Origin of the sequence: Streptomyces stelliscabiei, from assembly GCF_014873495.1 — a bacterium.
In the GTDB taxonomy this organism is placed as follows: Bacteria; Actinomycetota; Actinomycetes; order Streptomycetales; family Streptomycetaceae; genus Streptomyces; species Streptomyces bottropensis.
Genome location: NZ_JADBGF010000001.1, coordinates 5,510,287 through 5,536,604 on the forward strand (window position 1 = coordinate 5,510,287; position 26,318 = coordinate 5,536,604).

Genomic DNA, 26,318 nt, shown 5'->3' on the forward strand with positions numbered 1-26,318 from the left:
GCGGGTTCCGCGAGCGCACGGTTCCCAGACGGAGGGAGACTCCCCATGAAGTCGACGCGGCCTTCGAAGCCGAGCGCCACCGGGACGGAGACGCACGCCCCCGAGGCACGGGACGACGGCGGGTTCGGCCCGTTCCTCGTCGCGTGGGACCGGGCGCACCCCGCCCCCGTCGCCGACCCCGACTGGCGGCATCTTCTGGACGAGATGGTGCACCCCGGCACCACCCGGGCGTTCCACCGGCTGGCCGAGGCCAGGGCGGTGGCCTGAGACGTCGTCGTCCTGACCGCGTCGGGAGGAAGTCAGGACGACGTCGGGATGACCGTCGGCCGCGTCGCCCGTGTCATCGCGACGTCAGGACGACCAACCGCTGCGTCGCCCGTGTCATCGCGACGTAGTGGTCCACCGCCCCCTCGATGCCCTCGCCGAAGTCCTCCGGATCGATGAGGACCACGAGGTCGAATTCGAGGCCCTTCGACAGCTCGGGGGTCAGGGTGCGGACCCGGGGCGACGTAGGGGTCGTACGGGGCGGCGGCCCCGGCGCCGCGATGACGCAGGCGATGCCGTCCGCGTGGGCGGCCAGCCACGTCTCCAGGGCCTCGTCCAGGTCCGAGACCGGGCCGTGCACGACCGGTACGCCCCCGCTGCGGATCGACGTCGGGACGTTCGCGTCCGGGAGCACCGCCCGGATCACCGGCTCCGCCTCCGTCATGATCTCCTCCGGCGTCCGGTAGTTGATCGTCAGGGACGCCAGGGTGACGCGGTCGAGGCCCACGCGCTTCAGGCGTTCCTGCCAGGACTCCGTGAAGCCGTGCCGGGCCTGGGCGCGGTCGCCGACGATCGTGAAGCTCCGGGACGGGCAGCGCTGCAACAGCATCTGCCACTCCGCGTCCGTCAGCTCCTGCGCCTCGTCCACGACGACATGGGCGAACGGACCGGCGAGCAGGTCGGGGTCGGCGACGGCCAGCTCGGAGTCGTCCACCAGGCTGACCTGCGCGTCCTCGCCCCGGAGCATGTTCACCAGGCCGATGCCCTCGTCCCCGTCGGCGCCGGAGTTGGCCACGGCCTGGACCAGGTTGTCGACGACCTGGCTCATGCGCTCGCGCTGCGCGGCGAGGGTCGCCGCGTGCCGGCGCTTGCGGCGGGCCGTCTCCGGGTCGCCGAGGCGCTGACGGGCCGCGTCCAGGAGGGGAAGGTCGGACGTCGTCCAGGCCTGGGGCTCCTCGCGCTGGAGGCGCTGAACCTCCTCGCGGCTGAGCCAGGGCGCGCACATCCGCAGGTACGCCGGCACCGACCACAGGTCTCCGACCAGGTCCGCCGCCTCCAGCAGGGGCCAGGCACGGTTGAAGGTCGTGACCAGGTCGCGGTTCTGGAGGAGGGACCTGCGCAGGAGCGCGGGGGTGGGGGCGGCGGTGGTCTCCGGGTCGGGATCGGGGTCGGCCTCGGCGTCGTGCTTGTCCGTCAGGATCGTCAGGAGCTCCTCCCAGACCTGGTGCCGGGCCTCGTTGTGCGGGGTGCCGGGTTCCGCCGCGTCGAAGGCGGCCGCCCAGTCCTCGGGACTCAGCCAGATGTCGGACCAGGGGGTGGTGACCGTCATGCCCTTGGCGGGGGGTTCCTCGTAGAAGCGGACGGCCTTCTCGATCGAGCCGACCAGAGCCGCCGACGACTTCAGGCGCGCCACCTCCGGGTCGCCCTCCGTACCGGCCGCCGCCCCTTCCGCGACCAGGTCGCGCAGGATGCACGTCTGTACGCCCTCCTCGCCGAGGCTCGGGAGCACGTCGGCGACGTAGGAGAGGTACGGGCGGTGCGGACCCACGAAGAGGACGCCGCCCCTGCGGTGGCCGAGCCGGGGGTCGGAGTGGAGGAGGTACGCCGAGCGGTGCAGGGCGACGACGGTCTTGCCGGTGCCGGGGCCGCCGTCCACGACCAGCGCGCCCCGGGAACTCGCGCGGATGATGGCGTCCTGGTCGGCCTGGATGGTGCCGAGGACGTCCCGCATGCGCTCTGACCGGTTGGTGCCGAGGCTGGCGATGAAGGCCGACTGGTCGTCGAGGGCGGCGGCGTGGTGGCCGGTGCGTCCGTCCAGTTCGTCGCGGGAGAACACCTCGTCCCAGTAGTCGCTGATCCGGCCGTTCGTCCAGCGGTAGCGGCGGCGGCTCGTCAGGCCCATCGGGTTGGCGTGGGTCGCGCCGAAGAACGGCTCGGCGGCCGGGGAGCGCCAGTCGATCAGCAGACGGCGGCCGGTCGCGCTGTCCGTGAGGCCGAGGCGGCCGATGTGGACGGGGTCGGGGTCGTCCGGGCTCACCATGTGGCCCAGGCACAGGTCCAGGCCGAAGCGGCGCAGGGTGCGCAGGCGGGCGGTCAGACGGTGGACCTCCGTGTCCCGGTCCATCGCGTGCCGGCCCATCCCGCCGGGAGCCCTGCGTGCGGCGTCGAGCTGGGCGGACACCTCGGCGATCGACCGGTCGAGACAGTCGGCGAGCGCGGCGAAGTACCGCTCGTCGGCGGCGATCAGCGCCGGGTCGGCCTTGGCGGAGAGGCGGTCGGGGAGGTCGAACGCGCTGGGGCTGGTGGTCGGGGGGTTCATGTCAATCGCTCCGAACGCTCCGAATGGGGGGTTGTCTACGACCATGGGTGCTGCTGGGTGTCCTGCCTGCGGTGTTACTGGTCCTCCTGGGGTGTGTGGGACAAGCCTGCACGGTCGGTGGTGCGGGGCGCGTGGTGGGTGTCGCCCGGCGGGTGTCGCTCGGCAGGTGGGTGGCTCAGCCGCGCACGACCGTGTCGAGGAGCAGCTTCGCCGCCACCGCCGCCCCGTCCGTACGGACCGTGGCGGCGACGTCGGCCGCCCGTACGCGCGTCCCGGGTGCCAGGGCCACATCCAGCGCCGCCGACAGGGACGCGAAGGTCGGGGCCGGGCCGTCGTGCGCCGCGCCGATGCCGAGGGCGGCGACCCGGCCCGCGAAGTACGGCTGGTCCCCGCCCTGGGCCACCACCACCTGCGGCGCGCCCGCCCAGGCCGCCGTGGTCGTCGTACCCGAGCCGCCGTGGTGGACCACGGCGGCGACCCGGCGGAACAGGGCGTGGTGGTTGGCCTCGCCGACGACGAAGCAGTCGTCCCGGTCGTCGACCGGCGCCAGCTCCGTCCAGCCCCGGGAGACGACGGCGCGGCGGCCCTGTGCGCGGACGGCCTCGACGCAGGCGCGGGCGGCGGCCCCGGAGTCGCCCAGAGCCATGCTGCCGAAGCCGACGTACACGGGTGGTTCGCCGACGTCCAGGAAGGCCGTCAGCTCGGGCGGGAGCGGGCGTTCGTCGGGCACGATCCAGGTGCCGGTCTGGACGACGCGGGGGGCGGATGATCCCTGTCGCGGGTCCGGGGCGGGGCCACGAGACGCCCCTGCGTCCCACGGGTCGAGCACCGGGTCCGTCGCCAGCCACGGGTGATCGGTGAAGACGTGGTCGCGCACCTCGTCCACCGGTGCCAGACCGACCGACGCCCGCCGCTCGTTGACCACCTCGCGGAACAGGTCGTTCGCGCTCCGGGCGTCCACGTCCCACAGCGCACGGTTGTCGGTCTCGTCCGGCGGCAGAGGCCTGCCCGGCCGCGGCATGGGCGGATGGTGCGGTGACGGCAGGGAGACGGACTGGAAGCTCGCGTACACGTACGGGACGTCCAGCTTGTCGGCCACCGCCCGCACACAGGCGGCGGCCGGGAGCAGGCCCGTCGCCACCAGCACATCGCAGCCCTCGGCCGCCTCGGCGACGGTGTCGAACCGCGCGAGCAGCTCGGCCGCGCGCCGGGGCACGCCGTCCGCCGTCGGCGGCGTGGCCGCGGTCATCAGCGCGCGCACCGGCCGACCGAACGGCACCAGCGGTACGTCGACCCCGGCCAGCCGTCGCGCGAACTCCTCGTCCGGCGGCGCGCACACGCGCACCTCCACGCCGAGTTCGCGCAACCGGACCGCCAGCCCCAGCAGCGGCTCCAGCCCTCCACGCGAGTCGTAGTTCGCCAACAGCACACGCATGCAACGCCCCCGGTTCCCCTCGACACTGGCTCAGGCCGGAGATTCTGCGCCACGACGGGGGCCTTGCCGCAAGCCCCCCGGTGCGCTATACGTTGAGAGTGGCAAGGAGAGCGTGACCTCCTTGCCTTTGCTTTTGCCCGGGCGCCGAGGGCGCGCGACGCCGGACGCGCGTCGGCGTACCGGGGCGACGAACCCCCGGTACGCACGACGGCGAGGCCAAGGGGAGCACACCAGGCATGCCGGACGCCATTCCCGCCCCCGTCCTCCGAGAAGTCGTGGCGGAGATCCGCAGATGGTCGTCGACGCGATGTCATGAGCCCAGCCCCCGCGACATCAGGGTCGTGGCGACCACGCGCGACGCCGCTCATGCCTTGCTGCACCCAGGCACCAGATCCAGCGAGGTCCCGGTGTTCTTCGCTGTCGCCCGAGGGGACTTCCACCTGACCGGCTCGGGAGCCACGCGCAACGGGGTGTGGGTCGCGCTGTTCGTCACCCACCCCCCGGCACGCGTCAGCACGTTCACGCTTCGCCCGGAGGCGTACGTCCCCCTGCTGGATCTCACCACCCTGGGCCAGGTGCACCCCGCCCCCCGGACCCACTGAGCCGGGACCCATCGAGCCCGGCAGTGCTCGTTCACAACCTCGGATGGGAAGCCGGTAGCAAGGCGATCCCAACTCCCCTCAACGCCCTGGCGCCAGTCCCGCCTTTGGGTTCCCCAGCAACCTGAACAGCAGATTTTCGCCCCTCCGAGGCGGCACCCACCACTCTCCCGCGAATTCATCCATGTGAACACAACCCACGTACCAGTCTATTGACGTGTCCAGAACATCCTCAGACACTCAACTGGAGAAAGCGCTTTCTGACTCTCATCGGCCAACCCGTCCAGGAGATCAACGATGCATACGACGCATATGAGACCCGTCATGGCGACGGCGAGCGCGGCTCTGGTGGCAGGCCTGCTGGTCGCGGCGGCCGGTACGGCGGCGCGGGCCGCGAGCGCGCGGTACGAGGCCGAGGTGTCGCCGGCGGTCTGCACCGGCACGATCGACTCCGACTGGGCCGGCTACTCGGGCAGCGGATTCTGCAACGGCACCAACGCCGCCGGCGCCTACGCGCAGTTCACCGTGACCGCACCCGCATCGGGCACGGCGACCCTGTCCGTACGGTTCGCCAACGGCACCACCGGGGCCCGTGCCGCGAGCGTCACGGTGAACGGCACCACCGCCGCGACCACGTCCTTCGAGAGCACCGGCACCTGGACGGCGTGGACCACCAAGACGCTGACCGTGCCGGTGACATCGGGCAGCAACGTCATCCGCGTCAACCCCACCGCCGCCACCGGCCTGCCCAACATCGACTACCTCGACGCCACCGTGCCCGACGGCGGCACCACGCCCCCGCCGACGACCGGCTCCACGCTGTACGTCGCGCCGAGCGGGACGGACTCCGCGGCCGGCACGATCTCCGCCCCCACCACCCTGACCTCGGCGGTCAGCCGGATCACCGCGGGCGGCACCATCTACCTGCGCGGCGGCACATACGCCCAGGCCGCGACCGTCACCATCCCGGCCGGCAGCTCCGGAACCGCCGCCGCCCGCACCAAGCTCTCGGCCTACCCGGGCGAGAAGCCGGTCCTCAACTTCTCCGCCCAGAGCGAGAGTTCGTCGAACCGGGGGCTGCAGCTCAACGCCTCGTACTGGCACGTCTCCGGGCTGATCGTCGAGCGCGCCGGGGACAACGGCATCTACGTCGGCGGCAGCGACAACATCATCGAGCGGACCGTGACGCGGTTCAACCGGGACACGGGGCTGCAGTTGGGCCGGATGGCCTCCACCACCCCCGCCGCCGACTGGCCCTCGGACAACCTGATCCTGAGCGCCGAGTCCCACGACAACGCCGACTCCGACGGCGAGGACGCCGACGGATTCGCGGCGAAACTCACCACCGGAACCGGCAACGTCTTCCGCTACGCCGTGGCCCACAACAACATCGACGACGGCTGGGACCTCTACACCAAGACGGGCACCGGCCCCATCGGCCCGGTGACCATCGAGGACTCGCTCTCCTACGAGAACGGCACGCTCACCGACGGCTCGCAGGCCGGCAACGGCGACCGCAACGGCTACAAGCTCGGCGGCGACGACATCGCCGTGAACCACGTCGTCCGGCGCAGCATCGCCTACGACAACGGCAAGCACGGTTTCACGTGGAACAGCAACCCGGGCTCGATGGCGGTCTCCGGGAACGTGAGCATCGACAACACCGAGCGGAACTTCAGCTTCGACGGCGGCACGTCGGTGTTCCGCGACAACACGTCGTGCCGCAGCGGCAGCGGTACGAACGACCGGATCATCGGCAGCTCCGACAGCTCCAACCAGTTCTGGTCCGGGACGAACGGCTCCCGCTGCTCCTCCTACTCCGGCGGCCTGCACTGGTCCTTCGGCGGCGACGGCAAGCTGAACGTCACCTTCGGATAGTCCCCGCCCCGCCGTTGCCCCGCCCCCGCCCCCGTCCGTGACGGTCCGCCCTCACGGACGGGGGCTCTCTTCTGCCCGACCGACGCCGGCACCCGCATCCGCATCCGTACCCGTACCCGCATCCCCACTCGCCCCGGCCCCGTCCACGAAGGCCGTCACCGCCCGCGCGTACGCCTCCGGGTGAGTCACGTGCGGGATGTGACCCGCGCCCTCGAACGTGAACGTGTCCGCCTGGGGGAGGGCCTCCATGAGCCGCCCGGTGATCGGGGCGAACCACGGCGGACTGTCCGTGCCCCGGGTCAGGAGGACCGGGCCGGTGTAGCCGGAGAGGCCGGCGAGGTCGAGGTCCGCCCAGTGCGGGTCGCCGTGCTCGTCGAGGAACGTGGGGGCGTTGGCCAGGAACGTCTGCCGGACCGGGGGCGGCAGCCGTTCCCAGGTGCCGGGGCCGAGAGCGATCTCGTCGGTGAACCGCCGTGCCGCCGTCAGGGGTTCGTGTGCGCGGAGGTGGGTGAGGACGGAGGCGAACCGCTCGCCCACGGCCCTCATGAGCGGCCGTGCGCGGGGGTCGTCGGGGACGATGCCCGTGAGCGGGGGGTCGTGCGCCACGATTCCCCGGAAGAGGTCGGGGCGGCGCGCGGCCAGACCGAGGGCGGTCGAGGCGCCGAAGGAGTTGCCGGCGACGTACGCCGGGGCGAGGCCCAGGCTCTCCATCAGGGCGGCCAGGTCCTCCTCGTCCTCGCGCCGGGCGCCCTGTCCCGGTGGGCGTTCGCTGCGGCTGTGGCCGCGGCGGTCGTACACGAGGACGCGGAAACGCCCGGCGAGGGCGGGGAGGACGGGGAGCCAGTGGTGGTGGTCGCCCCAGGAGTCGTGCACCAGGACCAGCGGGTCGCCGGACCCGGTCATCTCGTAGAAGAGTTCGACACCGTTCGCCTCGGTCCTTGGCACGCCCGGTCTCCTCGGTTCGTCGGTCCACTGGGGGTTGGTGCTGTGGACTTCAACGAGGGGGCGCCCCGCGCGGCACTGTGACGCCGGTCCTCAGCCCTGGGGCTCGCCGATGTTCACCATCCACGGCACGCCGAAGCGGTCCGTGCACATGCCGAAGACGTCGCCCCACATCTGCTTGTCGAGGGGGACGGAGACGCTGCCGCCGACGGAGAGCTTCTCCCAGTAGCCACGCAGTTCTGTGTCGTCGTCACCGCTGAGGCTGACGGAGAAGTTGGACCCGGGGGTGTACTCCATACCGGGCGGAGTGTCGGCGCCCATGAGGGTGAAGCCGCTCGGTGTCTCCAGCATGCCGTGCATGATCTTGTCGGAGACCGGGGTGCCGGGCTGCCCGAAGTCGCCGAAGGTGTTCAGCGTCAGATCGCCGCCGAAGACCTCCTGGTAGAACTCCAGCGCCTGCCGGGCGTCGCCGTCGAAGCTGAGGTAGGGGTTGAGTCGCGAGACCACGAGAACCTCCTGAAGGGACTCGGAAACTCCTGAAGAGGAGCAAACGGTCAGTTGTCCGGAGACTAGCCCCGGCCACTGACAACGGCATGCCGTGGCCTCTGTCACAAACGCCTGTCGACGCGTCAAGTCTTCACAAAGTACCCATGGGTAGCGGGAGTCCCGGCTGTTACTTTCCCTTTCAAGATTCGCGCTCGCGCGATGCCGACGCAGCTTCTCGAACCTCTCGAACCTCCCCCACCCCGAGGCCCCCCATGTCCAGCTCCCCCTCCCCGTCCACCGTCCTTCGCGCGAGCGGCCGGCACCGCAAGGCCAAGGCGCCGAACCCGGCGCTGCGACGGGCGGCCGTGCTCGCCGTGGTCGCGCCGGTCGCCGGGACGATCCTGGCCGGCACGTCCGCCTTCGCCGCCGACAAGACGACCGCGAAGCCCGGCGCCGCCGAACTCGACGCCGCGGAGCAGAAGATCGCGGACAACCTGAACACGCGCAGCCAGGACACGCGTCTCGGGAACAGGCTCAGTGGTGTCGTCATCGACGCCAAGTCCGACAAGGTGGTGTGGGGTCACGACGCGGACACCGCGCTGATGGCCGCGTCGAACACGAAGCTGGCGACCGCCACCGCGGCGCTGACGGTGCTCGGCCCGGACCACCGGTTCACCACGAAGGTGGTGTACGGGGACGGCACGCTCACCCTCGTCGGCGGCGGCGACCGCACGCTGACGACCGCCGACCTCGACGCGCTCGCCGAGACCGCCGTCGCCGGGCTGAAGAACGCCGGCCTCACCTCGGTGAAGGTCCGCATCGACGACAGTCTCTTCCCCGAGCCGACCCTGGCCAACGGCTGGAACACCGGCTACTACCCCGACTCCGTCGCCCCCGTACGCGCGCTGGTCGTCGACTCCCACAACGTCGACGACACCTCCCTCGACGCGGGCGGCGTCTTCGCCAAGCAGCTCGCCGCGCGGGGCGTGACCGTCGACGGCGGGGTCACGCGCGGGGTCGTCGGCACGGGCGACGTGCCGGTCGCGACGCACACCTCCGGCAAGCTGTCCACGGTCGTCAAGCAGATGCTCAAGGTCAGCGACAACGACATCGCCGAGTCGCTGCTGAGGCTCACCGCGCTCGGCGCCGGCCGCTCCGCCACCTTCACGGACGGCACGGCCGTCGTCCGCGACGTCCTCACCCGGTACGGCATCTCGCTCGCGAACTTCGAGATGTACGACGGCAGCGGGCTGTCCCGCGCGACCCGCATCCCGGCGCGGACCATCGCCGACATCGTCGACCTGGCCGCCGACCCCCGGCACGCGCAGACGCTGAAGTACGTCATCGACGGGCTGCCCGTCTCGGGCGAGGCGGGCGCCACGCTGGGCCCGGAGTTCGGCCGCTTCGACACCGCCGACTCCCAGTGCGCCGTCGGTCAGGTCAAGGCCAAGACCGGCACGCTCACCGGCGCCGTCGCCCTGAGCGGTCTGACCAAGGCCCAGGACGGCGAGTGGAAGGTCTTCTCCTTCATCGAGAACGACTCCACCGCCGGGCCGTCCGACATCAAGGACGCCCTGGACGGCCTCGCGGCCACGGTCAACGGCTGCTGGGTGTAGGGCTGTAGGGGGCCCACCCCTCAGAACTCCACGGACGCCGGGTGTGGGGACGGCCGGCGTCCGTGGGGCACGTCGGCGCCCGTCAGAGGCCGAACTCCTGCGGCGACAGGTTGAGGGCCGCGCACGCCTCGCGCAGGACCTGCTCCTCGGACTGGGCGATGTACCCGTCCGCGCCCGCCACCACGAAGCCGGTCTGCACGACGGCCCGTGCCTCGGTCGGCTTCTTCGCGGCCTTGGCGATCTCCTGCATGGCCTCGGCCTTGCCCTGCTGGAAGTTCCGGGACAGCAGGTCGACGTGCTTGTGGAAGCGCTGGCGCAGCTGGTCGGCCGGGAAGTTCTGCAGGACGTCGTTGTTCAGGATGAGCGACTCCACGTGCGCCCGCTCGTGCTCGTCCACGTTCCCGTCGGCGGCGGCGACCAGGGCGCACATGGCCATGCTGGCGTCCCGGTAGGCCCCGCTCTTCAGCTCCGTCTTGAGAGAGGTGAGCTGGGACTTGAGCGCGCTCACCAGCTGGGCCTTCGAGCCGCCGCCGGACCGCCCGGAGCCGGAGGACCCGGTGGAGCCCAGGGGCCCCGCGCCGGGCCGCCCGTGTGCGGTGCCGCCCCGCGCTCCCTGTGCCTGCTGCTGCAGACCCTTGGCCTGGTCCTTGATCCGATCCCACATCGCCATGCGTTGCCACCTCGGCTTCAGCCCGTGTCGTGCCGGTCGTTCGTCCGCGTGCGTTCCGCACGTCACCCGGTGAACGGCCGCCACCCCCTTCGAAGTTCCGAGGCCCGCGCCGCCGCTGTCAGCGGCCGTTGCCCTTCGCGGGGGCACGGCGGCGGCCCTGGGCGGGGCGGCTGCGCCGGTTGCGCGAGGACGAGGACGGACGGCCGGCCGGCTGTGCGGTGACCGGCGGGGCGAGGACGACCGGGACGCCCGAGGGAGCCTGCGCGCCGGTGATGCGGTTCAGGTCGTCGTCGCCGGAGCGGACCCGGGTGGTCGTCGGGGTGATCCCGGCGACGGCCATCAGCCGGGTGACGTCACGGCGCTGGTGCGGCAGGACGAGGGTGACGACCGTGCCGGACTCGCCGGCGCGCGCCGTACGGCCGCCCCGGTGGAGGTAGTCCTTGTGGTCGCCCGGCGGGTCGACGTTGACGACGAGGTCGAGGTCGTCGACGTGGATGCCGCGCGCGGCGACGTTCGTGGCGACCAGCGCCGTCACGTCACCGTCCTTGAACTGGCTCAGGGCCCGGTTGCGCTGGGACTGCGACTTGCCGCCGTGCAGGGCGGCGGCGCGCACGCCGACCGCCAGCAGCTTCTTGACCAGCCGGTCCGTCGCGTGCTTGCTGTCCAGGAACATGATCACCCGGCCCTCACGGGCGGCGATCTCGGTCGTGGTGGCGTGCTTGTCGTCGTCCTCGATGTGCAGCACGTGGTGGTCCATCGTGGTGACAGCGCCCGCCGACGGGTCGACCGAGTGGACGACGGGGTCGTGCAGGTAGTCGCGGACCAGCCGGTCGACGTTGCGGTCGAGGGTGGCCGAGAACAGCAGCCGCTGGCCGCCCGGACGCACCTGGTCGAGCAGCGCGGTCACCTGCGGCATGAAGCCCATGTCCGCCATCTGGTCGGCCTCGTCCAGGACGGTGATCGCGACCTGGTCCAGCCGGCAGTCGGCGCGGTCTATGAGGTCCTTGAGCCGTCCGGGTGTCGCGACGACCACCTCGGCGCCGCCGCGCAGCGCGCTGGCCTGACGTCCGATGGACATGCCGCCGACCACCGTGGCGAGCCGCAGTCGCAGCGCGCGGGCGTACGGGGTGAGGGCGTCGGTGACCTGCTGCGCCAGTTCGCGGGTGGGTACGAGGACGAGGGCGAGCGGCTGGCGGGGTTCGGCCCGCTGCCCGGCCGTACGGGCCAGCAGCGCGAGACCGAAGGCGAGCGTCTTGCCCGACCCGGTGCGCCCGCGGCCGAGGACGTCCCGGCCGGCGAGCGAGTTCGGCAGCGTCGCGCCCTGGATGGGGAAGGGGGCGGTCACTCCTTCGGCGTGGAGGGTCTCCAACAGCCGCCCGGGAAGGTTCAGTTCGTCGAACGAATCGACCGCGGGCAGCGCGGGCGTGACCGTCACCGGCAGCGCGAACTCCCCGCCGACGGCCACGGCGGCGGGCCTGCCGCCTCCGCCTCCGCGTCGGCTCCGGCCGTTCTTGGGCGAGCCGTTCTTGGCGCCGCCGGACTGGGCCGCACCGTTCTTGGAGGCGCCGTTCCTGGCCGCACCGTTCCTGGCCGCACGTGAGGGAGTGCCGGGGTTGCCCGACCCCGTTCCCGTCCCCGCACCGGCTCCCGATCCCTGTGCGCGGGTGCGGTTGCCCCGGGAGGCGCCCGCACCGGTGGAGCCCTTGTCCGAGCGGGTGGCAGAGCCCTTCTCCGTACGGGGGCGGGAGGAGCTGCTGCTGTTGGTACGAGCCGTGCGGTTCATGGGGACCTTCCTCGATGCGGCGACGCCGGTCACACACGAGCCGGGGCCCGCACCTTTCGGGCGCGGGCCCCGGCTCATGCGTACGCGTCAGAGTCAGGCGGGAACGATGTTCTCGGCCTGGGGGCCCTTCTGGCCCTGCGTGACGTCGAAGGTCACCTTCTGGCCTTCCTGAAGCTCACGGAAGCCGGAGGTGGCGATGTTCGAGTAGTGGGCGAAGACGTCGGGGCCGCCACCCTCCTGCTCGATGAAGCCGAAGCCCTTTTCCGAGTTGAACCACTTCACGGTGCCGGATGCCATGCTGTAACTCCCTTGATGCAGTGCCCGGAGTCCACACTTTGCGGACCCGGTGTCGCAGCACGGTTCGACCCGCCGGGAAGGTTTCAACGTCCCCGTAAGCCCCGGAAACAACAAAGAGTGCTCGTCGACGGAAGGTCGAAGAGCACTCAGAAGCCTCTGGTAACCAAAACTGCCACTTCATGTCAAGGTAGCACAGGCTGGGGGTGACTGGTGTGAGACACGGGACACCCTCAGCGAAATTTCTCCGCCGGGCGCCGCGTCAGTCGGCGGCCGGGGGCGGAGGCGGTGGCTGACGCGGCACCGCCGGCGGTGCCGACGGGTACGGCTGGGCCACGGGCGCGCCCGGTGCGCCGGGGGCGGCCTGCCAGGGCTGTGCGGGCTGCCGCGGCGGTGGGGCCTGTGAGGCGGGCGGGGCGTGGAACGCGGCCCGGGCGGGGCCGGGGAAGGCAGTGGCGGGGCCTCGGAGGGCGAGGACCGTGGTCACGGTCGCGCCGAGGGCGAGGAGCAGGGCGACGGTCAGCAGATAGAAGCCGGGGCCGAAGGTCGTGGTCCGGCCGTCCCCGTCCCACTGTGTGTCGTTGACGGCGTCCGTCAGCACGGTGAACGTCGTGCCGAGCAGCAGCACCGCGCTCACGATGCCGAACGCGGGCCCCAGCGGGGAGCGGCGGCTGCGGCCGGTCAGCAGGAGCACGGCGGCGGCGATGGCCAGCAGGCCGCCGAGGAGCAGCGGGACCCCGGAGAACTGCGTGACCGAGGTCGGCTTGTCGATCGCTCCCGAGCCGGAGTAGGACCACGCCTTCGCCACGTTCTCGTAGACCGCGCCCCCTTCCTTCTCGCCGCCGAGGTACTGGACCGACTTGTCCAGCGTGGCGAACGAGCCGCCGATGGCGAGGAGGGCGCCGAGTATCAGCAGCGCGCCGGACGTGCGGTCGGCGGTCGTCGCCGGGTCTGCCGGCGGGGCGGGAGGTCCGCCGTGTCCGGCGGGCGGCGTGGTCGCGTAGGGAGAGGGGGCCCCTTGCCGCGGGGGCGGAGGGGTGGGCGGGCCCGTGTACGGGCCGGGCTGAGTCGGTTCCGTCATCATCCGATCATAGGGAGCGGAGATCGTGTGCATAAGGTGAAGTCACTCCGAAAATAAGGGAGTTGAGTCTAGAATTCACGCCCTCGTTCTCCGGTTGTGATATCGGATCTGCATACGTCGATCGCAAAGCATCACTGTGCGACCAAAATTCGTTACTCTCCGGGCATGGCTCTCCTCGGTCGCCGGCGCAGCACGACCAGACTCGCTCCCGAACTCGACGACACCGACCTCGGGAAGGTGCGCAAGCGTCTGGTGGAGAGGGGGAGTTCGGGTGGCCGCAGTCTCGCGGTGGCCATGATCGAGCAACTGCTCCGCGACAGCGGCCGGGACTGGGACCGCCGGTCCCATCGGCTGAGCGTCCTCGCGGAGTCGTCGTCACCGCCCCTGCAGCGCTCCTGGGCCGAGGAACAGCCGCAGGACCCGGACGCGCAACTGCTGTTCGCCTGGGGCGTCCTGCTGCGTGCGCGGTACGAGGCCCAGCCGGTGCCGGGGGAGACCCGGGAGGCGCTCGACGCCTGCGAACGCGCCGTCGCGCTGCGGCCCGAGGACCCCACCCCGTGGGTGGTGCGGCTCGGACTGCTGCGGCTGTGGCGGCGGCCGGCCGCGGAGGTCTTCCCGCTCTGGGACGAGATCGTCCGGCGTGATCCCTGGCACCGTGAGGCCCACTTCCAGATGCTGGGCTATCTGTCGCCGTGGGAGTGCGGTTCGCACGCGCAGACCGTCGACTTCCTGGACCGGGTACGCGCGGGCGCGGCGCCCACGGCGCCGACGGCGGGCCTGGAGATAGCGGCCCTCATCGACCTCTACCAGGGCACGCTCGACCAGGGCGGTCTCGAAGCGCTCACCGCCGTGCATCTGTGGAGCCGGCCCAACGCGGTGGCGGCCCTGGGCCGGGCGCTGGCCGACTGGCCCCGCCCCGGGTATCTGACCCACGCGGGGGCCGTCGCCGACCTGAACCTGCTGGCGTACGCGATGGTGCAGGCGAAGCGGGCGGGGGAGGCGGGGGAGGTGTTCCGCGCGATCGGGGGCCTCGTGACGGCGTACCCATGGGGCCTGGAGAGCGGCGACCCGGTCACGTCCTTCACCAACTGGCAGCAGCGCGCGATGAGCTGACCCTCGGGCGGGGGGCGGGTGGGGGCGGTGCGGTGCGTTGTCGGGTGCGGGCCGGTGGGGCTGGCGCGCAGTTCCCCGCGCCCTAAAAACCCAGGCCCCCGCGGGGCCTGAAAAGCGATGGGGCTGCGGGGTTGAAAAGCACGGGGCGCAGCCCCGGCTTTTCAGGGGGGCGGGGAACTGCGCGACCAGCCCCCACTCACCCGCACCGACAACGCACCCCCCGGCCCCCCACGCCCCCCGTCCAAACCGCCGGAGGCTACCGCCTGCTCGGCGCCCGTGCCAGCAGGGGCATCGCCATGCCCGCCAGCAGCGCACCCGGCACGGCCAGGCCGAGCCAGACGGCCGTGGCGGTGTCGCCGCCGATGAGGGTGGTGAAGTTGGAGACGATCAGCCAGATGGCACCGGCGATGCCGCCCGCGCCCAGGGCCGGGGCGATCAGGGTGTTCCACAGCCGGGTGTCACCGGACTGCGCGTGGCGGAAGTACACGATGACCGACACGGACGTCAGCAAGTACAGCAGCATGATCGCCAGCACGGCGAGACCGCTCAGCCAGGAGAACAGGGTGAGGACGGGGTCCTTGCCTGCCAGGGCGAAGGGGAAGACCAGCAGCGCGGCGATGCCGGTCTGCGCGACACCCGCGAGCCACGGCGACTGGCGGCCGTTGAGCGTGCTGAGCGCGCGCGGCAGCAGGCCCTCCCGGCCCAGCGAGAACAGATAGCGGTTGGCGGAGTTGTGGAAGGCCAGGATGCTGGCGAAGAGCGAGGTGGCCAGCAGGATCGGCAGTGCGTCCCCCGCCCACGCGCCCAGCTCGGCGGCGACCGGCACGGCGACGAAGGCCGCCCCGTCCCCGGCCTCCAGGGCCCTGCCCGCGGCGGCCGCGCTGGAGGACGGTCCGTGCGCGGAGATGAGCATCCAGGACGTGAAGGCGAAGAACGCGGTGACCAGGACGACCGCCAGATAAGTGGCCCGGGGGACCGTCCTGTGCGGCTCGCGCGCCTCCTCGCCGTAGATCGCGGTCGCCTCGAAGCCGAACATCGACGCCACCGCGAACATCAGCGCCACCCCGGGCGCCCCCTCCAGCGCCGCCGACAGGGAGAAGGAGGAGCCCGGTGCCAGTCCTTCGGGGCCGCCGCCCTTGAGGAGCATCACCACGCCGAAGACCAGCAGCAGGCTGATCTCGGCCAGCACGAACACCGCGAGGACCTTCGCGCCCACGTCGACGCCGGTCGCGCCGAGTCCCTGCACGATCGCCATCGTGCCGAGCGCGAACAGCCACCAGGGGACGTCCGTCTCCAGGTACTGCAGGGCCAGCCCGTTCATCACCGCGCCGAACAGGCCGTACACCGCCGCCTGGATGGCGTGGTAGGCGAGCAGCGCCACACCCGCGCTGCCCGCGGCGGCCGTACCGCCGAGGCCCTTGCCGACGTAGGAGTAGAAGGCGCCCGCGTCGACCACGTGGCGGCCCATCGCGACGTACCCGACGGAGAAGAGCAGGACGACCACACCGGCCACGACGTACATCGCGGGGACGCCCGGACCGTTGCCGATGGCTATCGCCACCGGGGCCGCCCCGGCCACACCGGTCAGCGGCGCCTGCGCGGAGAGCACGAAGAAGAGGATGCCCAGGACGCCGAGCGCGTTCTGTTTGAGGGAGCCGGTGGACGCGTAACCGTCGCCGGCCGCGTGCCGCATTCTGGACGCACTTGTAGACATGCCTCACCTGTCGGGCGGAAGAGAAGGATGTGGTTTCGGCTCAAACGAGCTGCCCCATGTTTGCCCCAACGGGCGTGCCTGGCAAGGGAGTGACACGTGTAGGGCCACAGATTGTTCGGGTGCGTACGACGTTCCGTGTGCGCCGGGTGTCCGCGATCCGGCACCGCGCCCGCCGCTGAGGTGTCGATGCCCGGTTGATGGTCCCGAAATAGAGTGAAAAGGATGCAAACGGACATACCAAAGGTAGCGATGAGAGCCTCGGTGAGGGTGGGATCGGGCGAGAGTGAGATGAGCGGCCATGGAACGGCATGTCGTCGGCGGACCGGGAGCGGCCCCGGGCCCGGACGCGGTGGGTGAGGCACCCACCGCGCGAGCCACCGTCGACGAACAGGGCACCGTGACCGGCTGGAGCGCCGGCGCCGAGCGGCTGCTCGGGTACACGCCGGCGCAGATCCTGGGCCGGCGGGCCGTCGCCCTGCTCGCCGAGGAGCCCGCGCCGAGCGCCCTCCCGTCCTTCTCCGACCGGTCGAGATGGCACGGCACGCTCGTCCTGCGGCACCGGGACGGCCGCCGCGTGGAGGTCAGGGTCCTGGCGCACCACCGCACGTCGTACTGCGGGACCCGCGACTGGTTCCTGGTCTCCGCCCTCACGGGCACCCGGCCCCGCCCCGGCGACGACGCGCTCGCGCTCCGCGGGTTCCTCGACTCCCCGTGCTGCTCCACCTCCGTGCACGACACGGACCTGCGCTTTCGCCGGTCCAACCTGGCCTCGAGAGGTGCCCTCGGGCTGGGCGACGACCACCTGCGCGGGCTGCGGATGACGGAGGCGGTGGACGACCCCGCCGTCGGAGAGGTCGAGCGGCTGATGCGGCGGGCCCTGGAGACCGGCGAGCCGCAGTACGTGGAGAACCACGCGCGCGCCCCCAACGAGAGCCGCGAGCACGCCTGGTCGGTCCACTGCTACCGGCTGGAGGACGACGACGGCCGGGTCCTCGGCGTGGCCACCACCGGGCACGACACGACGGAGCAGTACCGCGCCCGCACCCGCCTCCAGCTGATCGCCGAGGCCGGCCGGCGCATCGGCAGCACCCTGGACGTGACGCGGACGGCCCAGGAGCTGGCGGACGTCGGGGTCCCGGACCTCGCCGACTTCGTCAGCGTCGACCTGCTGGCGTCCCTCGACGACGTGCACGAACCGCCCACGCAGGCCCCGGCGTCGGGCCGTGCGCTCGCGCTGCGGCGCATCGCCCACCAGTCCGTGCTGCCCGGGAGCCCGGAGGCGGTCGTCGCGCCGGGCGAGGTCGACGAGTACCCGGACAACTCGCCGCCGGTGGAGAGCCTGCGCTCGGGAAGCGCGGTGCTGTACCGGGTGACCGAGCCCGCCATCGCCGACTGGGTGGCCGAGGACTCGCTGCGGACGTCCCGTATCCGCGATTTCGGGTTCCACTCGGCGATGACCGTGCCCCTGTCGGCCCGCGGCACCACTCTGGGCGTCGTCGTCTTCGCCCGACACCGGCACCCCGACTCCTTCCAGGACGACGACCTCGTCCTGGCCGAGGAACTGGCGGCCCGCGCGGCGGTCAGCATCGACAACGCCCTGCGCTACACCCGCGAGCGCGGAACTGCCGTCACGCTGCAGCGCAGCCTGCTGCCCCGGAGCCTGCCCGAACAGGACGCGGTCGAGGTCGCCTCCCGCTACCTGCCGGCCGGTGCCCGCGCCGGGGTGGGCGGCGACTGGTTCGACGTGATCCCGCTGTCGGGGGCCAGGGTGGCGCTGGTCGTCGGCGACGTCGTGGGTCACGGCATCCACGCCTCGGCGACCATGGGCCGGCTGCGCACCGCCGTCCGTACCCTCGCCGACATCGACCTGCCCCCCGACGAACTGCTCACGCACCTCGACGACCTCGTGGCCAGGCTGGCCACCGAGGCGGAGGCCGGCGCGGAGCTGGCCGCCGAGGAAGGGGAGGCGGCAGGGGACGCGACCGCGGGCGTCGTCGGGGCGACCTGCCTGTACGCCGTGTACGACCCCGTCTCGCGCCGGTGCACGCTCGCCCGCGCGGGGCATCCGCTGCCGGTCGTGGTGAGCCCGGACGGTGCCGCCGAACTGCTCGACATTCCGGCGGGACCCCCGCTGGGCCTGGGCGGGCTGCCCTTCGAGTCGCTGGAGACGGAACTGCCGGAGGGCGGCCTGCTCGCCCTCTACACCGACGGGCTGATCCGGTCCCGCCGCGGTGACGACAACGGTGGCGGTGACGGCAACGGCGGCGGTTCCGACGGCGGTGCCGGCTCCGGCAGCGGGACCGGCTCCCACAGCGGGGAGCGAGGCGACATCGACGACGGCATCACCCGCCTGCGTCAGGCCCTCGCCGCCCCCGACGCCTCCCTGGACGCCCTGTGCGACCGGGTCCTGGACGCCGTACTGCCGCGGCGGCCGACCGACGACGTGGCCCTGCTGCTCGCCCGGCCCCGCGCACTCGACCCCGAACGGGTCGCCACCTGGGAGGTGTCCCCGAACCCGTCCGCCGTCGCGGACGCCCGCAAGAACGCCCTGTGCCGACTGGAGAGGTGGGGACTCAACGACGCGGCCTTCGTCACCGAGCTGGTCGTCAGCGAACTGGTCACCAACGCCATCCGGCACGCCCAACCGCCCGTGCGGCTGCGCCTGATCCACGATCGGAGCCTCATCTGCGAGGTCTCGGACGCCAGCAGCACGGCCCCTCACATGCGCCGCGCCCGCAGCTACGACGAAGGGGGTCGGGGCCTGCTCCTGGTCGCCCAGCTGACCCGGCGCTGGGGCACCCGCCCCACCCCCACGGGCAAGACGATCTGGACGGAACAGGCCCTCGATTGACCGGACGACCCCTCGGAAAGGGCTACGGCCTGCCCTGCTTGGGTCCGTTCAGGGTGTCGGCGGCGTGCCGGGGGCCGTGTCCGGAGGAGAACTGGCCGACGAGTTCACGGAAACAGGCGAGGGCGGTGATCGGCGGGATCCCGACGATCACCATGGCCAGCACGGAACTCGTCGACTGGCCGATGCACAGCGCCACCGCCGTGCCGGAGCAGATGAACATCACGGCCCAGGACTTCCGGGCGGTCCGCTGCTGGACGGACGCCCGCAGGATGGACAGACCCGCCAGGAGCCACGGCCCGTACACGGTCAGGGGCCACCAGCGCGCCAGATGCTCCGCCACGACCAGCAGGGCGATGCCGCGAAGCTGACCGTACGAATAGGAGACGGACCAATAAAGCATTGTCAGCGCGCACACGGCGATTGTCGTAATTAAGAAAAAGACAGGGACGATCCTAGGGTTTTTCGAAAGCATGTGGGTGCCCGGGCGTGGCCGCCGTCGGCTGACCGGGCGGCGCGGGAGGTCGCGGACGTCCGGCAGGGGAGGGACGGGGACCTCCACGGCGTGGGCCACGTACGGCATGTGGATCAGCTCGTCGTTCGGGTCCCACACGCCGGACGACGCCCTCGGACCGGGGAGCCAGATGGGCTGCGTCTCGAACGGCTGGGCCCCGTCGAAATGATGATCCACCGGGTCGTAATCGGTTCTCATTTTGTATCCAGTCCATTCGGGATCCGCTTTTCCGACCGGTACGCGAGGAGTCGATACCTGATTTTGGGCATTCGGGAGAATAGCGACCGGCGGCGATTTTCGCGAGTTTCGAATCGCGATGGACGGCCGATGGAAGGCCGGTGAAATGGTGCCGGCGCGGCTGGCTCCGAACGAGTGGACTCGCCTCGACGCGTCCAGGACGGCGCTCGTTGTCCGGGGCCCGGATGGTGACGTTGGCCCCTCTGGTCCCCGCTCCGGAAGAGGCCCCCCGACATGCGAAGTACGCCCTCCCGCCGACTGTTCGCCGCCGCCGTGCTGGCGGCGTCCGTGCTGGTCCCGATGGCGGTGACGCCGGCCGCGACCGTCCACGCCGCGGCCGTCGGCCGCCACGACAACGGCGACCGCCCCGACAACGGCGACCGCCACGACAGGCGCGACCACGGCGAGCGCGACCGCCCCGACAAGGGCGACTGCCCGGCGGGCGGTCTCGGTCGCTCGCTGACCGCCCGGCTGGACCGGGCCGTCGCGGACGTCCGCCGTGAGGCCGGCATCCCCGGCGTCGTCGTCGGGCTGTGGATGCCGGGGCAGGGGTGCTACGTCCGCGCGACCGGCGTCGCCGACACCGCCACCGGCAGGCCGATGACCACCGACCAGTACGTGCGGATCGGCAGCGAGACCAAGACCTTCACGGTCACCGCCCTGCTCGAACTCGTCGACGACCGCCGGATCCGGCTCGACAGCCCGATCTCCCGCTATGTGCGCGGTGTGCCGAACGGCGACAGGATCACGCTGCGCCAACTCGCGGAGATGCGCAGCGGACTGTTCCCGTACAGCGCCGACTCGGACTTCGCGCGGGCCCTGCTGAGCGACCCGAGCCGCTCGTTCACCCCGCGCGAGTTGCTCGCGTACGGCTTCCGGCACCAGAACACCTTTGCGCCGGGTGAGCGGTTCCAGTACTCCAACACCAACCTCATCCTGCTCGGTCTGGTGATCGAGAAGGTCGGTGGGCGGCCGCTCGCCGAGTTCATCCACGACCGGGTGCTGCGCCCGGCCCGGCTGCGGCACACGCTGTTCCCCGAGGGCCGCGAGTTCCCCGAGCCGCACGCGCGCGGCTACACCGACCAGACGCTGAGCGGTGAGGTCGAGGACGTCACGGACTGGAACCCCAGCTGGGCCTGGGCGGCCGGGGCGATGATCTCGGACCTGCACGACCTGCGCCGCTGGGCCCGGATCGTCGCCACCGGGACGCTGCTCAGCCCGCAGACCCAGCGGGAGCGGCTCAGGATGCTGCCGACCGGCTTCCCCGGCACCAGCTACGGCCTCGGCATCTTCGAGACCGGCGGCTGGATCGGGCACAACGGCTCCATCCCGGGCTACCAGACCGTCACCGTCCACCTGCCGTCGCGCAAGGCCACCCTGGTGCTGCTGCTGAACACCGACATCACCCACGACGGACAGGAGCCGTCCTCGCTGCTGGCCCGCGCGGTCACGGAGATCGTCACCCCGGACAACGTCTACGACCGCCCCGCGCCCCCGCGCTGACCTGTATGCGGTGAATGCGGCAAATGCGGCACCTGTGCGCATAGGCGGGAATCAGCCGGATACCCGCCCGCCATGATGCGGACGTTGAAACGACATGACAAGCGGCCCGACGCCGAACAAGGCGTCGGGCCGGACGAGCAGGTGGAGCGGCGGGCCCCCGACAGCCCCACGGACCTGTCCGGCCGCTCCTGGCGGTCGGTGCTGAAAGGCACCCTGAAGGAGTTCAAGAAGGACGAGCTGACCGACCGGGCGGCGGCGCTGACCTACTACGGCATCCTGGCCCTGTTCCCGGCGCTGCTGGCTCTGGTGTCCCTGCTGGGGATCGTCGGGGAGTCGGCGACACAGCAGGTGCTGGACAACATCCAGAAGCTGGCCCCCGGCGCCGCCCGGGACGTGCTGACCAACGCCATCCAGCAGATGCAGAGCAACGCCGGGCTCGGCTCGATCATGGCGATCGTCGGTCTGGTGCTCGCGGTGTGGTCGGCCTCCGGCTATGTCGCGGCGTTCATCAGGAGCGCGAACGCGGTGTACGACGTCCCCGAGGGGCGGCCGGTGTGGAAGGTGCTGCCGGTCCGCGTCGGCGTGACGGTCGTGCTGATGGTCATGGCCGTGATCAGCGCACTGATCGTGGTGTTCACCGGTGGCCTCGCGCGCGAGGTGGGCACCGCGCTCGGGGTCGGCGACACGGCGCTGACCGTGTGGTCGATCGCGAAGTGGCCGGTGCTGATCCTGCTGGTCACGATCATGATCGCGGTCCTCTACTGGGCCACCCCGAACGCCAAGATCCGTGGCTTCCGCTGGGTCACCCCGGGCAGTTTCCTCGCCCTGCTGATCTGGCTGGCCGCCTCCGCCGGGTTCGCCTTCTACGTGGCGAACTTCGGGTCGTACAACAAGACGTACGGCGCCCTCGCGGGTGTGATCATCTTCCTGGTCTGGCTGTGGATCACCAACCTGGCGATCCTGCTGGGCCTGGAGTTCGACGCGGAGCTGGCCCGGCGGCGGGCCGTCGAGGGCGGTCATCCCCCGCACGAGGAGCCGTACGTCCAGCCGCGTGACACGCGGAAGTGGGACGAGGACGACCGGCGCCGCCTCGGATCCTGAGGAGTTGGTGATGAAGGTTTCCAAGGTCGCCTACAAGCCCGTCGGTCTCGCGCTGGGCGCCGTCAGCGGTGCCCTCGCCGGCGGGGTGTTCAAGCAGGTGTGGAAGAAGCTCGGGCACGACAAGGACGCCCCCGACGCCACCGACGAGGACCGCGCCTGGCGCGAGGTCGTGTCGGCGGCCGTCCTGCAGGGCGCGATCTTCGCCGGCGTCAAGGCCGTGGTGGACCGCGGCGGCGCGGTCGCGACCCGGCGGCTGACCGGCACCTGGCCCGGCTGACCGGCAGTTGAACCCGGCTGACGGCCGTCCGCCATCGGCGCAGGTCGGCGGGGTCGGCGCCCGGGTGGTCGGCGGTCGGGCGGTCGACGCTCCGGCGCTCGGCGGTCGGGGCGGGGTGGCGGGGGACACGCCGTCGGATGGGCTATCGGGCCTTTCGCGCCGAAGCTGGTCATATCTTGCGGAATATGACGAAATGGCATATTGCCTTTGTGGCGAGCATCGTGGCGGTCATCGGGGCGGGGCTCGGGGCCGCCCCGTCGGCCGTCGCCGACCAGCACCGGACCCATGTGGTCTTCCCCGGCGAGTCGATCCAGGAGGCGGTGGACGCCGCCGCGGCGGGCGACACCGTCCTCGTGGCCTCCGGCACGTACCGCGAGAGCGTCCGGGTCAGCACCCACGGGATCACCCTGCGCGGCATGGGCCGCGGCACCGTCGTCGTCCCGGCCGCGGCGAAGGCCGCCGGCGGCTGTGCCGACGGCAACGGCATCTGTGTGATCGGGACCAAGGACCGCAAGGTCGAGGACGTGACCGTCGCCGCCCTGACCGTGACCGGCTTCACCGGGTCCGGGGTGTTCGCCCAGGACACGGACGGCCTGACCGTGCGGCACGTGACCGCCGAGAAGAACGGCGTCTGGGGCATCGCCCAGGAGCGTTCGGTACGCGGGGTGTTCCGGAAGAACACCGCCCGGGACAACGGCGACGCGGGCCTGTTCCTCGCGAACACCGTCAAGGCCGAGCAGGGCGCCACGGACAGCGGCGCGGCCCTCGTCGCGCACAACCGGCTGGAGGGCAACCGGATCGGCCTCACCGTGCGGCGCCTGCGCAACCTCACGGTCGCGGACAACCACCTCACCGGCAACTGCGTGGGCGTCTTCGTCGTGGGCGACGAGAACATGCCGAGGGCCGGCGCGCTCACCGTGCGCGACAACCTCATCGAGCGGAACAACAAGTCCTGCCCGAAGACCGCGCGGCTGGACGCGCTGCAGGGCACCGGCATCGTGCTGACCGGCGCCGAGGACACCCTGGTGACCCGCAACCGCGTCACGGAGAACGTCGGCGCCTCCCCGCTGTCGGGCGGCATCGTCGTCTGGAAGAGCTTCGTGGGCACCACCAGCGAGCGGAACCGGATCACCGACAACGTGCTGGAGGGCAACTCCCCGGCGGACATCGTCAACACCGACACCGCCGGCAAGGGCAACACCTTCACGGGCAACACCTGCCGGGCGTCCCGGCCCGCGGGACTGTGCTGACCGGCCCCGGTCGCTCATGAACTCGAAGAAGGAGGCCGTCGCATGACGACCGCTCAGACCAGACAGACCACCACCACGCCCCTCTCACCGGCCAAGGCCCAGCACGCCGCGCAGGAGGCCCCGGCGCCCCCGCCCCCCATGCGGTTCAGGGAGCTGGTGTTCGGCGCCGCCTGTGCCGCGGCCCTGCGCGCCGCCGCCCGGCTGGGGGTCGCCGACGCCCTCGGTGACACCCCGTCGTCCGCGGAGGACCTCGCGGCCGCGGTGAAGGCCGAACCGAAGCCGCTGCGACGGCTGTTGCGGGCCCTGTCCTGCTACGGCGTCTTCACCGAACGGCCGGACGGGACGTTCGCCCACACCGACATGTCCCGGCTGCTGCGCGAGGACGACCCGCACAGCCTGCGCGCCATCGCCCTGTGGTGCACCGAGCCGTGGACCTGGGACGCCTGGCCGAAACTGGACGAGGCGGTGCGCTCCGGCCACAACGTCGTCGAGGAGCTGTACGGCAAGGAGTTCTTCGTCTACCTCAACGAGGACGCCCCGGAGTCGGCCGACGTCTTCAACCGCGCCATGACGACCTCCAGCGTGCAGTCCGCGCGGGACGTCGCCGAGTTCCTCGACCTGTCGGGGAGTTCGTCCGTCGCCGACATCGGCGGGGGACAGGGGCACGTGGTGGCGAGCCTGCTGGAGAAGCACCCGGCGCTGCACGGCACCCTGCTCGACCTGCCGCGCGTGGTGGAGAACGCCGACCCCCGGCTGCGACCGGGCGGCGCGCTCGCGGAGCGGACGCGCGTCGTCCCCGGCGACTGCCGCGAGGCCGTCCCGGTCCGGGCCGACGTCTACGTCATCAAGAACATCCTGGAGTGGGACGACGACAGCACGGTCCGGCTGCTGCGCAACGTCATCGGGGCGGGCGGCCCCGGCACACGCGTCGTGGTCATCGAGAACCTCGTCGACGACTCGCCCTCGATGCGGTTCAGCACCGCCATGGACCTGCTGCTGCTCCTCAACGTCGGCGGGGCCAAGCACACCACCGAGAGCATGACCCGCAGGCTGACGGACGCGGGGCTGGTGATCGACGACGTGCGCCCGGTCAACGCGTATCTGCACGCCTTCGACTGCCACGTGCCGGGATGACCGCACGGGCCGCCGGGCACGCGCGTTCGCACGTGCCCGGCGGCTCGGCGGGGGTTCAGGAGCGGCTGTCCCGCTCCCACCGGTAGAAGCGGTTCGCCATCGCGTCCTTCGGCGAACGCCAGGTGGCCGGGTCGTAGGCGGTGACGTACGACGACAGCCGTTCGCTGATGGCCCGGAACTCGGGGTGTCCGGCCATCTTGGTGATGACGGGTGTGGGGTCCCGCTCGGACTCGACGAGGTGGATGTACACGTCGTCGAACTGGAAGAGGCTGCGCCGGGAGACCCCGATGAGGTGCGGCAGCTCACCCCGGTCGGACTCCTCGAAGATCTTGGCGATGTCCGGGGCCGACCCCGGGGCCATCCGGGCGACGATCAGGGACTGGTGCATACGGTGTTCTCCGTCCGGCTCGTTCGGTCGGCGCGTGGGGCGCTCATGGTGCGTGGGGCGCTCATGGTGCGCGTGGCGCTCAGTCGGTCAGTCCCGGCGCGGCGCCCTGCTCGGCGGCGGCCTTCTCGATGCGGTCCCGGATCAGGGCCATCTGGACCTTGGAGTTGCGGTTGATGTTGTCCGTCATCCAGTCGTCGTCGACCGGCGCGTCGGGCTTCATCGCGAAGTCCTGCGTCCACGTCATCCGGGTGCCGGTGGGGACCTTCTCGTACTCCCACAGGATGTTCATGTAGGCGAAGGGCCCGGTCTCGACGCGGCGGGCCTCCACGCTGAGCGTCTCGCGGTCCGTCTCCCGCTCCGAGACCCAGCTCCAGACCTTGCCGTTCTCGTCCGGGTGCATGGTCAGCCGGAACGTCACCCGGTTCCCCTCCTCGGAGAGGATCTCGGCGGTGGCGTACTCGCTGAACAGCCGGGGCCAGTTCGCGACGTCGTTGGTCATGTCCCAGACCAGGTCGACCGGAGCGGCGATGGTGATCTCGTTCTGCGTGTGTCCGGTCATGTCAGGCACCTGCCATCAGCGCGGTGTTGACCTGGTCGAGGAACTGCTTGGGGCTGCGGCTCTTCTCCGCGTCCGGCGGCATCGGCGTGCCGTAGCGGTTCTCCAGCTCGCCCACGATGCCGAGCAGACCGAGCGAGTCGATGCCGATGACGTCGAAGCCGGACTCCATACGGCGCTGGAGCTCCTCCGGGGTGACGGTGACCCCGGCGGCCTTCTTCATCAGCTCGGACAGCTCTTCCACGGTGATGCGGTCACTCATGCGGTTCTCCTTGGTGCGTCGGTGGTGCGTGGTGAGGGGGGTGTGGCGCGGGG

General features: G+C 71.6%; 24 protein-coding genes. 11 read left to right on the top strand and 13 right to left on the bottom strand.

The window, feature by feature from the left end; translation table 11 throughout:
• Positions 1-45 precede the first annotated feature (45 nt).
• A complete protein-coding gene (locus tag H4687_RS24245; RefSeq protein WP_046914578.1) occupies positions 46-267 on the top strand; it encodes a hypothetical protein in 222 nt (73 codons plus the stop codon).
• A 73-nt stretch (positions 268-340) separates the two neighbouring features.
• Here the strand turns inward: H4687_RS24245 and helR are convergent, their stop codons facing one another.
• Positions 341-2,584 (bottom strand): RNA polymerase recycling motor ATPase HelR, encoded by a 2,244-nt coding sequence (helR, locus tag H4687_RS24250; RefSeq protein ID WP_046914577.1) that lies wholly within the window; start codon positions 2,582-2,584, stop codon positions 341-343.
• Between the two features lie 175 nt (positions 2,585-2,759).
• The gene (locus H4687_RS24255) at positions 2,760-4,019 is read right to left on the bottom strand and encodes a glycosyltransferase (RefSeq protein WP_046914576.1); all 1,260 of its coding nucleotides are present in this window, start codon (positions 4,017-4,019) and stop codon (positions 2,760-2,762) included.
• A gap of 236 nt (positions 4,020-4,255) precedes the next feature.
• Between H4687_RS24255 and H4687_RS24260 the strand changes: the two genes are divergently transcribed.
• On the top strand, positions 4,256-4,621 hold the full coding sequence (locus tag H4687_RS24260) for a hypothetical protein (protein ID WP_046914575.1): 366 nt from the start codon (positions 4,256-4,258) through the stop codon (positions 4,619-4,621).
• A gap of 309 nt (positions 4,622-4,930) precedes the next feature.
• On the top strand, positions 4,931-6,496 hold the full coding sequence (locus H4687_RS24265; protein WP_046914574.1) for a carbohydrate-binding protein: 1,566 nt from the start codon (positions 4,931-4,933) through the stop codon (positions 6,494-6,496).
• Positions 6,497-6,547: 51 nt separating this feature from the next.
• Here H4687_RS24265 and H4687_RS24270 read toward each other — a convergent pair whose 3' ends face one another.
• Together H4687_RS24270 and H4687_RS24275 are read right to left on the bottom strand one after the other, a co-directional pair.
• On the bottom strand, positions 6,548-7,441 hold the full coding sequence (locus tag H4687_RS24270; RefSeq protein WP_046914573.1) for an alpha/beta fold hydrolase: 894 nt from the start codon (positions 7,439-7,441) through the stop codon (positions 6,548-6,550).
• A 90-nt stretch (positions 7,442-7,531) separates the two neighbouring features.
• Positions 7,532-7,945 (bottom strand): VOC family protein, encoded by a 414-nt coding sequence (locus tag H4687_RS24275; RefSeq protein ID WP_046914572.1) that lies wholly within the window; start codon positions 7,943-7,945, stop codon positions 7,532-7,534.
• A gap of 251 nt (positions 7,946-8,196) precedes the next feature.
• Here H4687_RS24275 and dacB point away from each other — a divergent pair, with 251 nt between their 5' ends.
• Entirely contained in the window at positions 8,197-9,540 is a 1,344-nt protein-coding gene (gene dacB, locus H4687_RS24280; RefSeq protein ID WP_046914571.1) for a D-alanyl-D-alanine carboxypeptidase/D-alanyl-D-alanine endopeptidase, read from the top strand.
• 82 nt (positions 9,541-9,622) lie between these two features.
• On the opposite strand, the gene H4687_RS24285 is transcribed toward dacB, so the two are convergent.
• The 4 genes from H4687_RS24285 to H4687_RS24300 all read right to left on the bottom strand — a co-directional run bounded on the left by H4687_RS24285 (position 9,623) and on the right by H4687_RS24300 (position 13,368).
• Positions 9,623-10,210, bottom strand: coding sequence for a tellurite resistance TerB family protein (locus H4687_RS24285; protein WP_046914570.1), 588 nt, complete (start codon positions 10,208-10,210; stop codon positions 9,623-9,625).
• Positions 10,211-10,328: 118 nt separating this feature from the next.
• Complete coding sequence (locus H4687_RS24290; RefSeq protein WP_046914569.1) at positions 10,329-11,993, bottom strand: DEAD/DEAH box helicase; 1,665 nt, start codon at positions 11,991-11,993, stop codon at positions 10,329-10,331.
• A 93-nt stretch (positions 11,994-12,086) separates the two neighbouring features.
• The gene (locus H4687_RS24295; protein WP_005483357.1) at positions 12,087-12,290 is read right to left on the bottom strand and encodes a cold-shock protein; all 204 of its coding nucleotides are present in this window, start codon (positions 12,288-12,290) and stop codon (positions 12,087-12,089) included.
• Between the two features lie 259 nt (positions 12,291-12,549).
• Positions 12,550-13,368 (bottom strand): hypothetical protein, encoded by an 819-nt coding sequence (locus tag H4687_RS24300; RefSeq protein WP_225968446.1) that lies wholly within the window; start codon positions 13,366-13,368, stop codon positions 12,550-12,552.
• A 165-nt stretch (positions 13,369-13,533) separates the two neighbouring features.
• Between H4687_RS24300 and H4687_RS24305 the strand changes: the two genes are divergently transcribed.
• Positions 13,534-14,481: a hypothetical protein gene (locus tag H4687_RS24305; protein ID WP_050398835.1), complete on the top strand. Its 948-nt coding sequence runs from the start codon at positions 13,534-13,536 to the stop codon at positions 14,479-14,481.
• Between the two features lie 256 nt (positions 14,482-14,737).
• Here H4687_RS24305 and H4687_RS24310 read toward each other — a convergent pair whose 3' ends face one another.
• A complete protein-coding gene (locus tag H4687_RS24310) occupies positions 14,738-16,174 on the bottom strand; it encodes an APC family permease (RefSeq protein ID WP_050398832.1) in 1,437 nt (478 codons plus the stop codon).
• 319 nt (positions 16,175-16,493) lie between these two features.
• On the opposite strand from H4687_RS24310, the gene H4687_RS24315 reads away from it, so the two are divergent.
• A complete protein-coding gene (locus tag H4687_RS24315; protein ID WP_046912991.1) occupies positions 16,494-19,046 on the top strand; it encodes a SpoIIE family protein phosphatase in 2,553 nt (850 codons plus the stop codon).
• Positions 19,047-19,068: 22 nt separating this feature from the next.
• On the opposite strand, the gene H4687_RS46605 is transcribed toward H4687_RS24315, so the two are convergent.
• Complete coding sequence (locus H4687_RS46605) at positions 19,069-19,461, bottom strand: DUF2637 domain-containing protein (protein WP_225966801.1); 393 nt, start codon at positions 19,459-19,461, stop codon at positions 19,069-19,071.
• Between the two features lie 567 nt (positions 19,462-20,028).
• Here H4687_RS46605 and H4687_RS24325 point away from each other — a divergent pair.
• From H4687_RS24325 to H4687_RS24345, 5 genes are all read left to right on the top strand, one after another.
• A complete protein-coding gene (locus tag H4687_RS24325; protein ID WP_046912989.1) occupies positions 20,029-21,297 on the top strand; it encodes a serine hydrolase domain-containing protein in 1,269 nt (422 codons plus the stop codon).
• A gap of 72 nt (positions 21,298-21,369) precedes the next feature.
• Positions 21,370-22,398 (top strand): YihY/virulence factor BrkB family protein, encoded by a 1,029-nt coding sequence (locus H4687_RS24330; protein WP_046912988.1) that lies wholly within the window; start codon positions 21,370-21,372, stop codon positions 22,396-22,398.
• A gap of 10 nt (positions 22,399-22,408) precedes the next feature.
• Complete coding sequence (locus H4687_RS24335; protein ID WP_046912987.1) at positions 22,409-22,675, top strand: DUF4235 domain-containing protein; 267 nt, start codon at positions 22,409-22,411, stop codon at positions 22,673-22,675.
• Positions 22,676-22,860: 185 nt separating this feature from the next.
• A complete protein-coding gene (locus H4687_RS24340; RefSeq protein ID WP_046912986.1) occupies positions 22,861-23,925 on the top strand; it encodes a right-handed parallel beta-helix repeat-containing protein in 1,065 nt (354 codons plus the stop codon).
• A 42-nt stretch (positions 23,926-23,967) separates the two neighbouring features.
• Complete coding sequence (locus tag H4687_RS24345) at positions 23,968-25,059, top strand: methyltransferase (RefSeq protein ID WP_046912985.1); 1,092 nt, start codon at positions 23,968-23,970, stop codon at positions 25,057-25,059.
• A 55-nt stretch (positions 25,060-25,114) separates the two neighbouring features.
• Here the strand turns inward: H4687_RS24345 and H4687_RS24350 are convergent, their stop codons facing one another.
• The 3 genes from H4687_RS24350 to H4687_RS24360 all read right to left on the bottom strand — a co-directional run bounded on the left by H4687_RS24350 (position 25,115) and on the right by H4687_RS24360 (position 26,265).
• Positions 25,115-25,447, bottom strand: coding sequence for a TcmI family type II polyketide cyclase (locus tag H4687_RS24350; RefSeq protein ID WP_046912984.1), 333 nt, complete (start codon positions 25,445-25,447; stop codon positions 25,115-25,117).
• A gap of 79 nt (positions 25,448-25,526) precedes the next feature.
• Complete coding sequence (locus tag H4687_RS24355; RefSeq protein ID WP_005483379.1) at positions 25,527-26,006, bottom strand: SRPBCC family protein; 480 nt, start codon at positions 26,004-26,006, stop codon at positions 25,527-25,529.
• 1 nt (position 26,007) lies between these two features.
• Positions 26,008-26,265 carry an acyl carrier protein gene (locus tag H4687_RS24360; protein ID WP_005483381.1) on the bottom strand — a complete coding sequence of 86 codons (258 nt, stop codon included), beginning with the start codon at positions 26,263-26,265 and terminating at the stop codon, positions 26,008-26,010.
• Between the last annotated feature and the right edge of the window lie 53 nt (positions 26,266-26,318).

Bases quoted from the DNA above. Each gene is read 5' to 3' on its own strand.
- H4687_RS24245 (WP_046914578.1), top strand. From the start codon at position 46: ATGAAGTCGACGCGGCCTTCGAAGCCGAGCGCCACCGGGACGGAGACG.
- helR (WP_046914577.1), bottom strand. From the start codon at position 2,584: ATGAACCCCCCGACCACCAGCCCCAGCGCGTTCGACCTCCCCGACCGC.
- H4687_RS24255 (WP_046914576.1), bottom strand. From the start codon at position 4,019: ATGCGTGTGCTGTTGGCGAACTACGACTCGCGTGGAGGGCTGGAGCCG.
- H4687_RS24260 (WP_046914575.1), top strand. From the start codon at position 4,256: ATGCCGGACGCCATTCCCGCCCCCGTCCTCCGAGAAGTCGTGGCGGAG.
- H4687_RS24265 (WP_046914574.1), top strand. From the start codon at position 4,931: ATGAGACCCGTCATGGCGACGGCGAGCGCGGCTCTGGTGGCAGGCCTG.
- dacB (WP_046914571.1), top strand. From the start codon at position 8,197: ATGTCCAGCTCCCCCTCCCCGTCCACCGTCCTTCGCGCGAGCGGCCGG.
- H4687_RS24285 (WP_046914570.1), bottom strand. From the start codon at position 10,210: ATGGCGATGTGGGATCGGATCAAGGACCAGGCCAAGGGTCTGCAGCAG.
- H4687_RS24290 (WP_046914569.1), bottom strand. From the start codon at position 11,993: ATGAACCGCACGGCTCGTACCAACAGCAGCAGCTCCTCCCGCCCCCGT.
- H4687_RS24295 (WP_005483357.1), bottom strand. From the start codon at position 12,290: ATGGCATCCGGCACCGTGAAGTGGTTCAACTCGGAAAAGGGCTTCGGC.
- H4687_RS24300 (WP_225968446.1), bottom strand. From the start codon at position 13,368: ATGACGGAACCGACTCAGCCCGGCCCGTACACGGGCCCGCCCACCCCT.
- H4687_RS24305 (WP_050398835.1), top strand. From the start codon at position 13,534: ATGGCTCTCCTCGGTCGCCGGCGCAGCACGACCAGACTCGCTCCCGAA.
- H4687_RS24310 (WP_050398832.1), bottom strand. From the start codon at position 16,174: ATGCGGCACGCGGCCGGCGACGGTTACGCGTCCACCGGCTCCCTCAAA.
- H4687_RS24315 (WP_046912991.1), top strand. From the start codon at position 16,494: ATGGAACGGCATGTCGTCGGCGGACCGGGAGCGGCCCCGGGCCCGGAC.
- H4687_RS24325 (WP_046912989.1), top strand. From the start codon at position 20,029: ATGCGAAGTACGCCCTCCCGCCGACTGTTCGCCGCCGCCGTGCTGGCG.
- H4687_RS24330 (WP_046912988.1), top strand. From the start codon at position 21,370: ATGATGCGGACGTTGAAACGACATGACAAGCGGCCCGACGCCGAACAA.
- H4687_RS24335 (WP_046912987.1), top strand. From the start codon at position 22,409: ATGAAGGTTTCCAAGGTCGCCTACAAGCCCGTCGGTCTCGCGCTGGGC.
- H4687_RS24340 (WP_046912986.1), top strand. From the start codon at position 22,861: ATGACGAAATGGCATATTGCCTTTGTGGCGAGCATCGTGGCGGTCATC.
- H4687_RS24345 (WP_046912985.1), top strand. From the start codon at position 23,968: ATGACGACCGCTCAGACCAGACAGACCACCACCACGCCCCTCTCACCG.
- H4687_RS24350 (WP_046912984.1), bottom strand. From the start codon at position 25,447: ATGCACCAGTCCCTGATCGTCGCCCGGATGGCCCCGGGGTCGGCCCCG.
- H4687_RS24355 (WP_005483379.1), bottom strand. From the start codon at position 26,006: ATGACCGGACACACGCAGAACGAGATCACCATCGCCGCTCCGGTCGAC.
- H4687_RS24360 (WP_005483381.1), bottom strand. From the start codon at position 26,265: ATGAGTGACCGCATCACCGTGGAAGAGCTGTCCGAGCTGATGAAGAAG.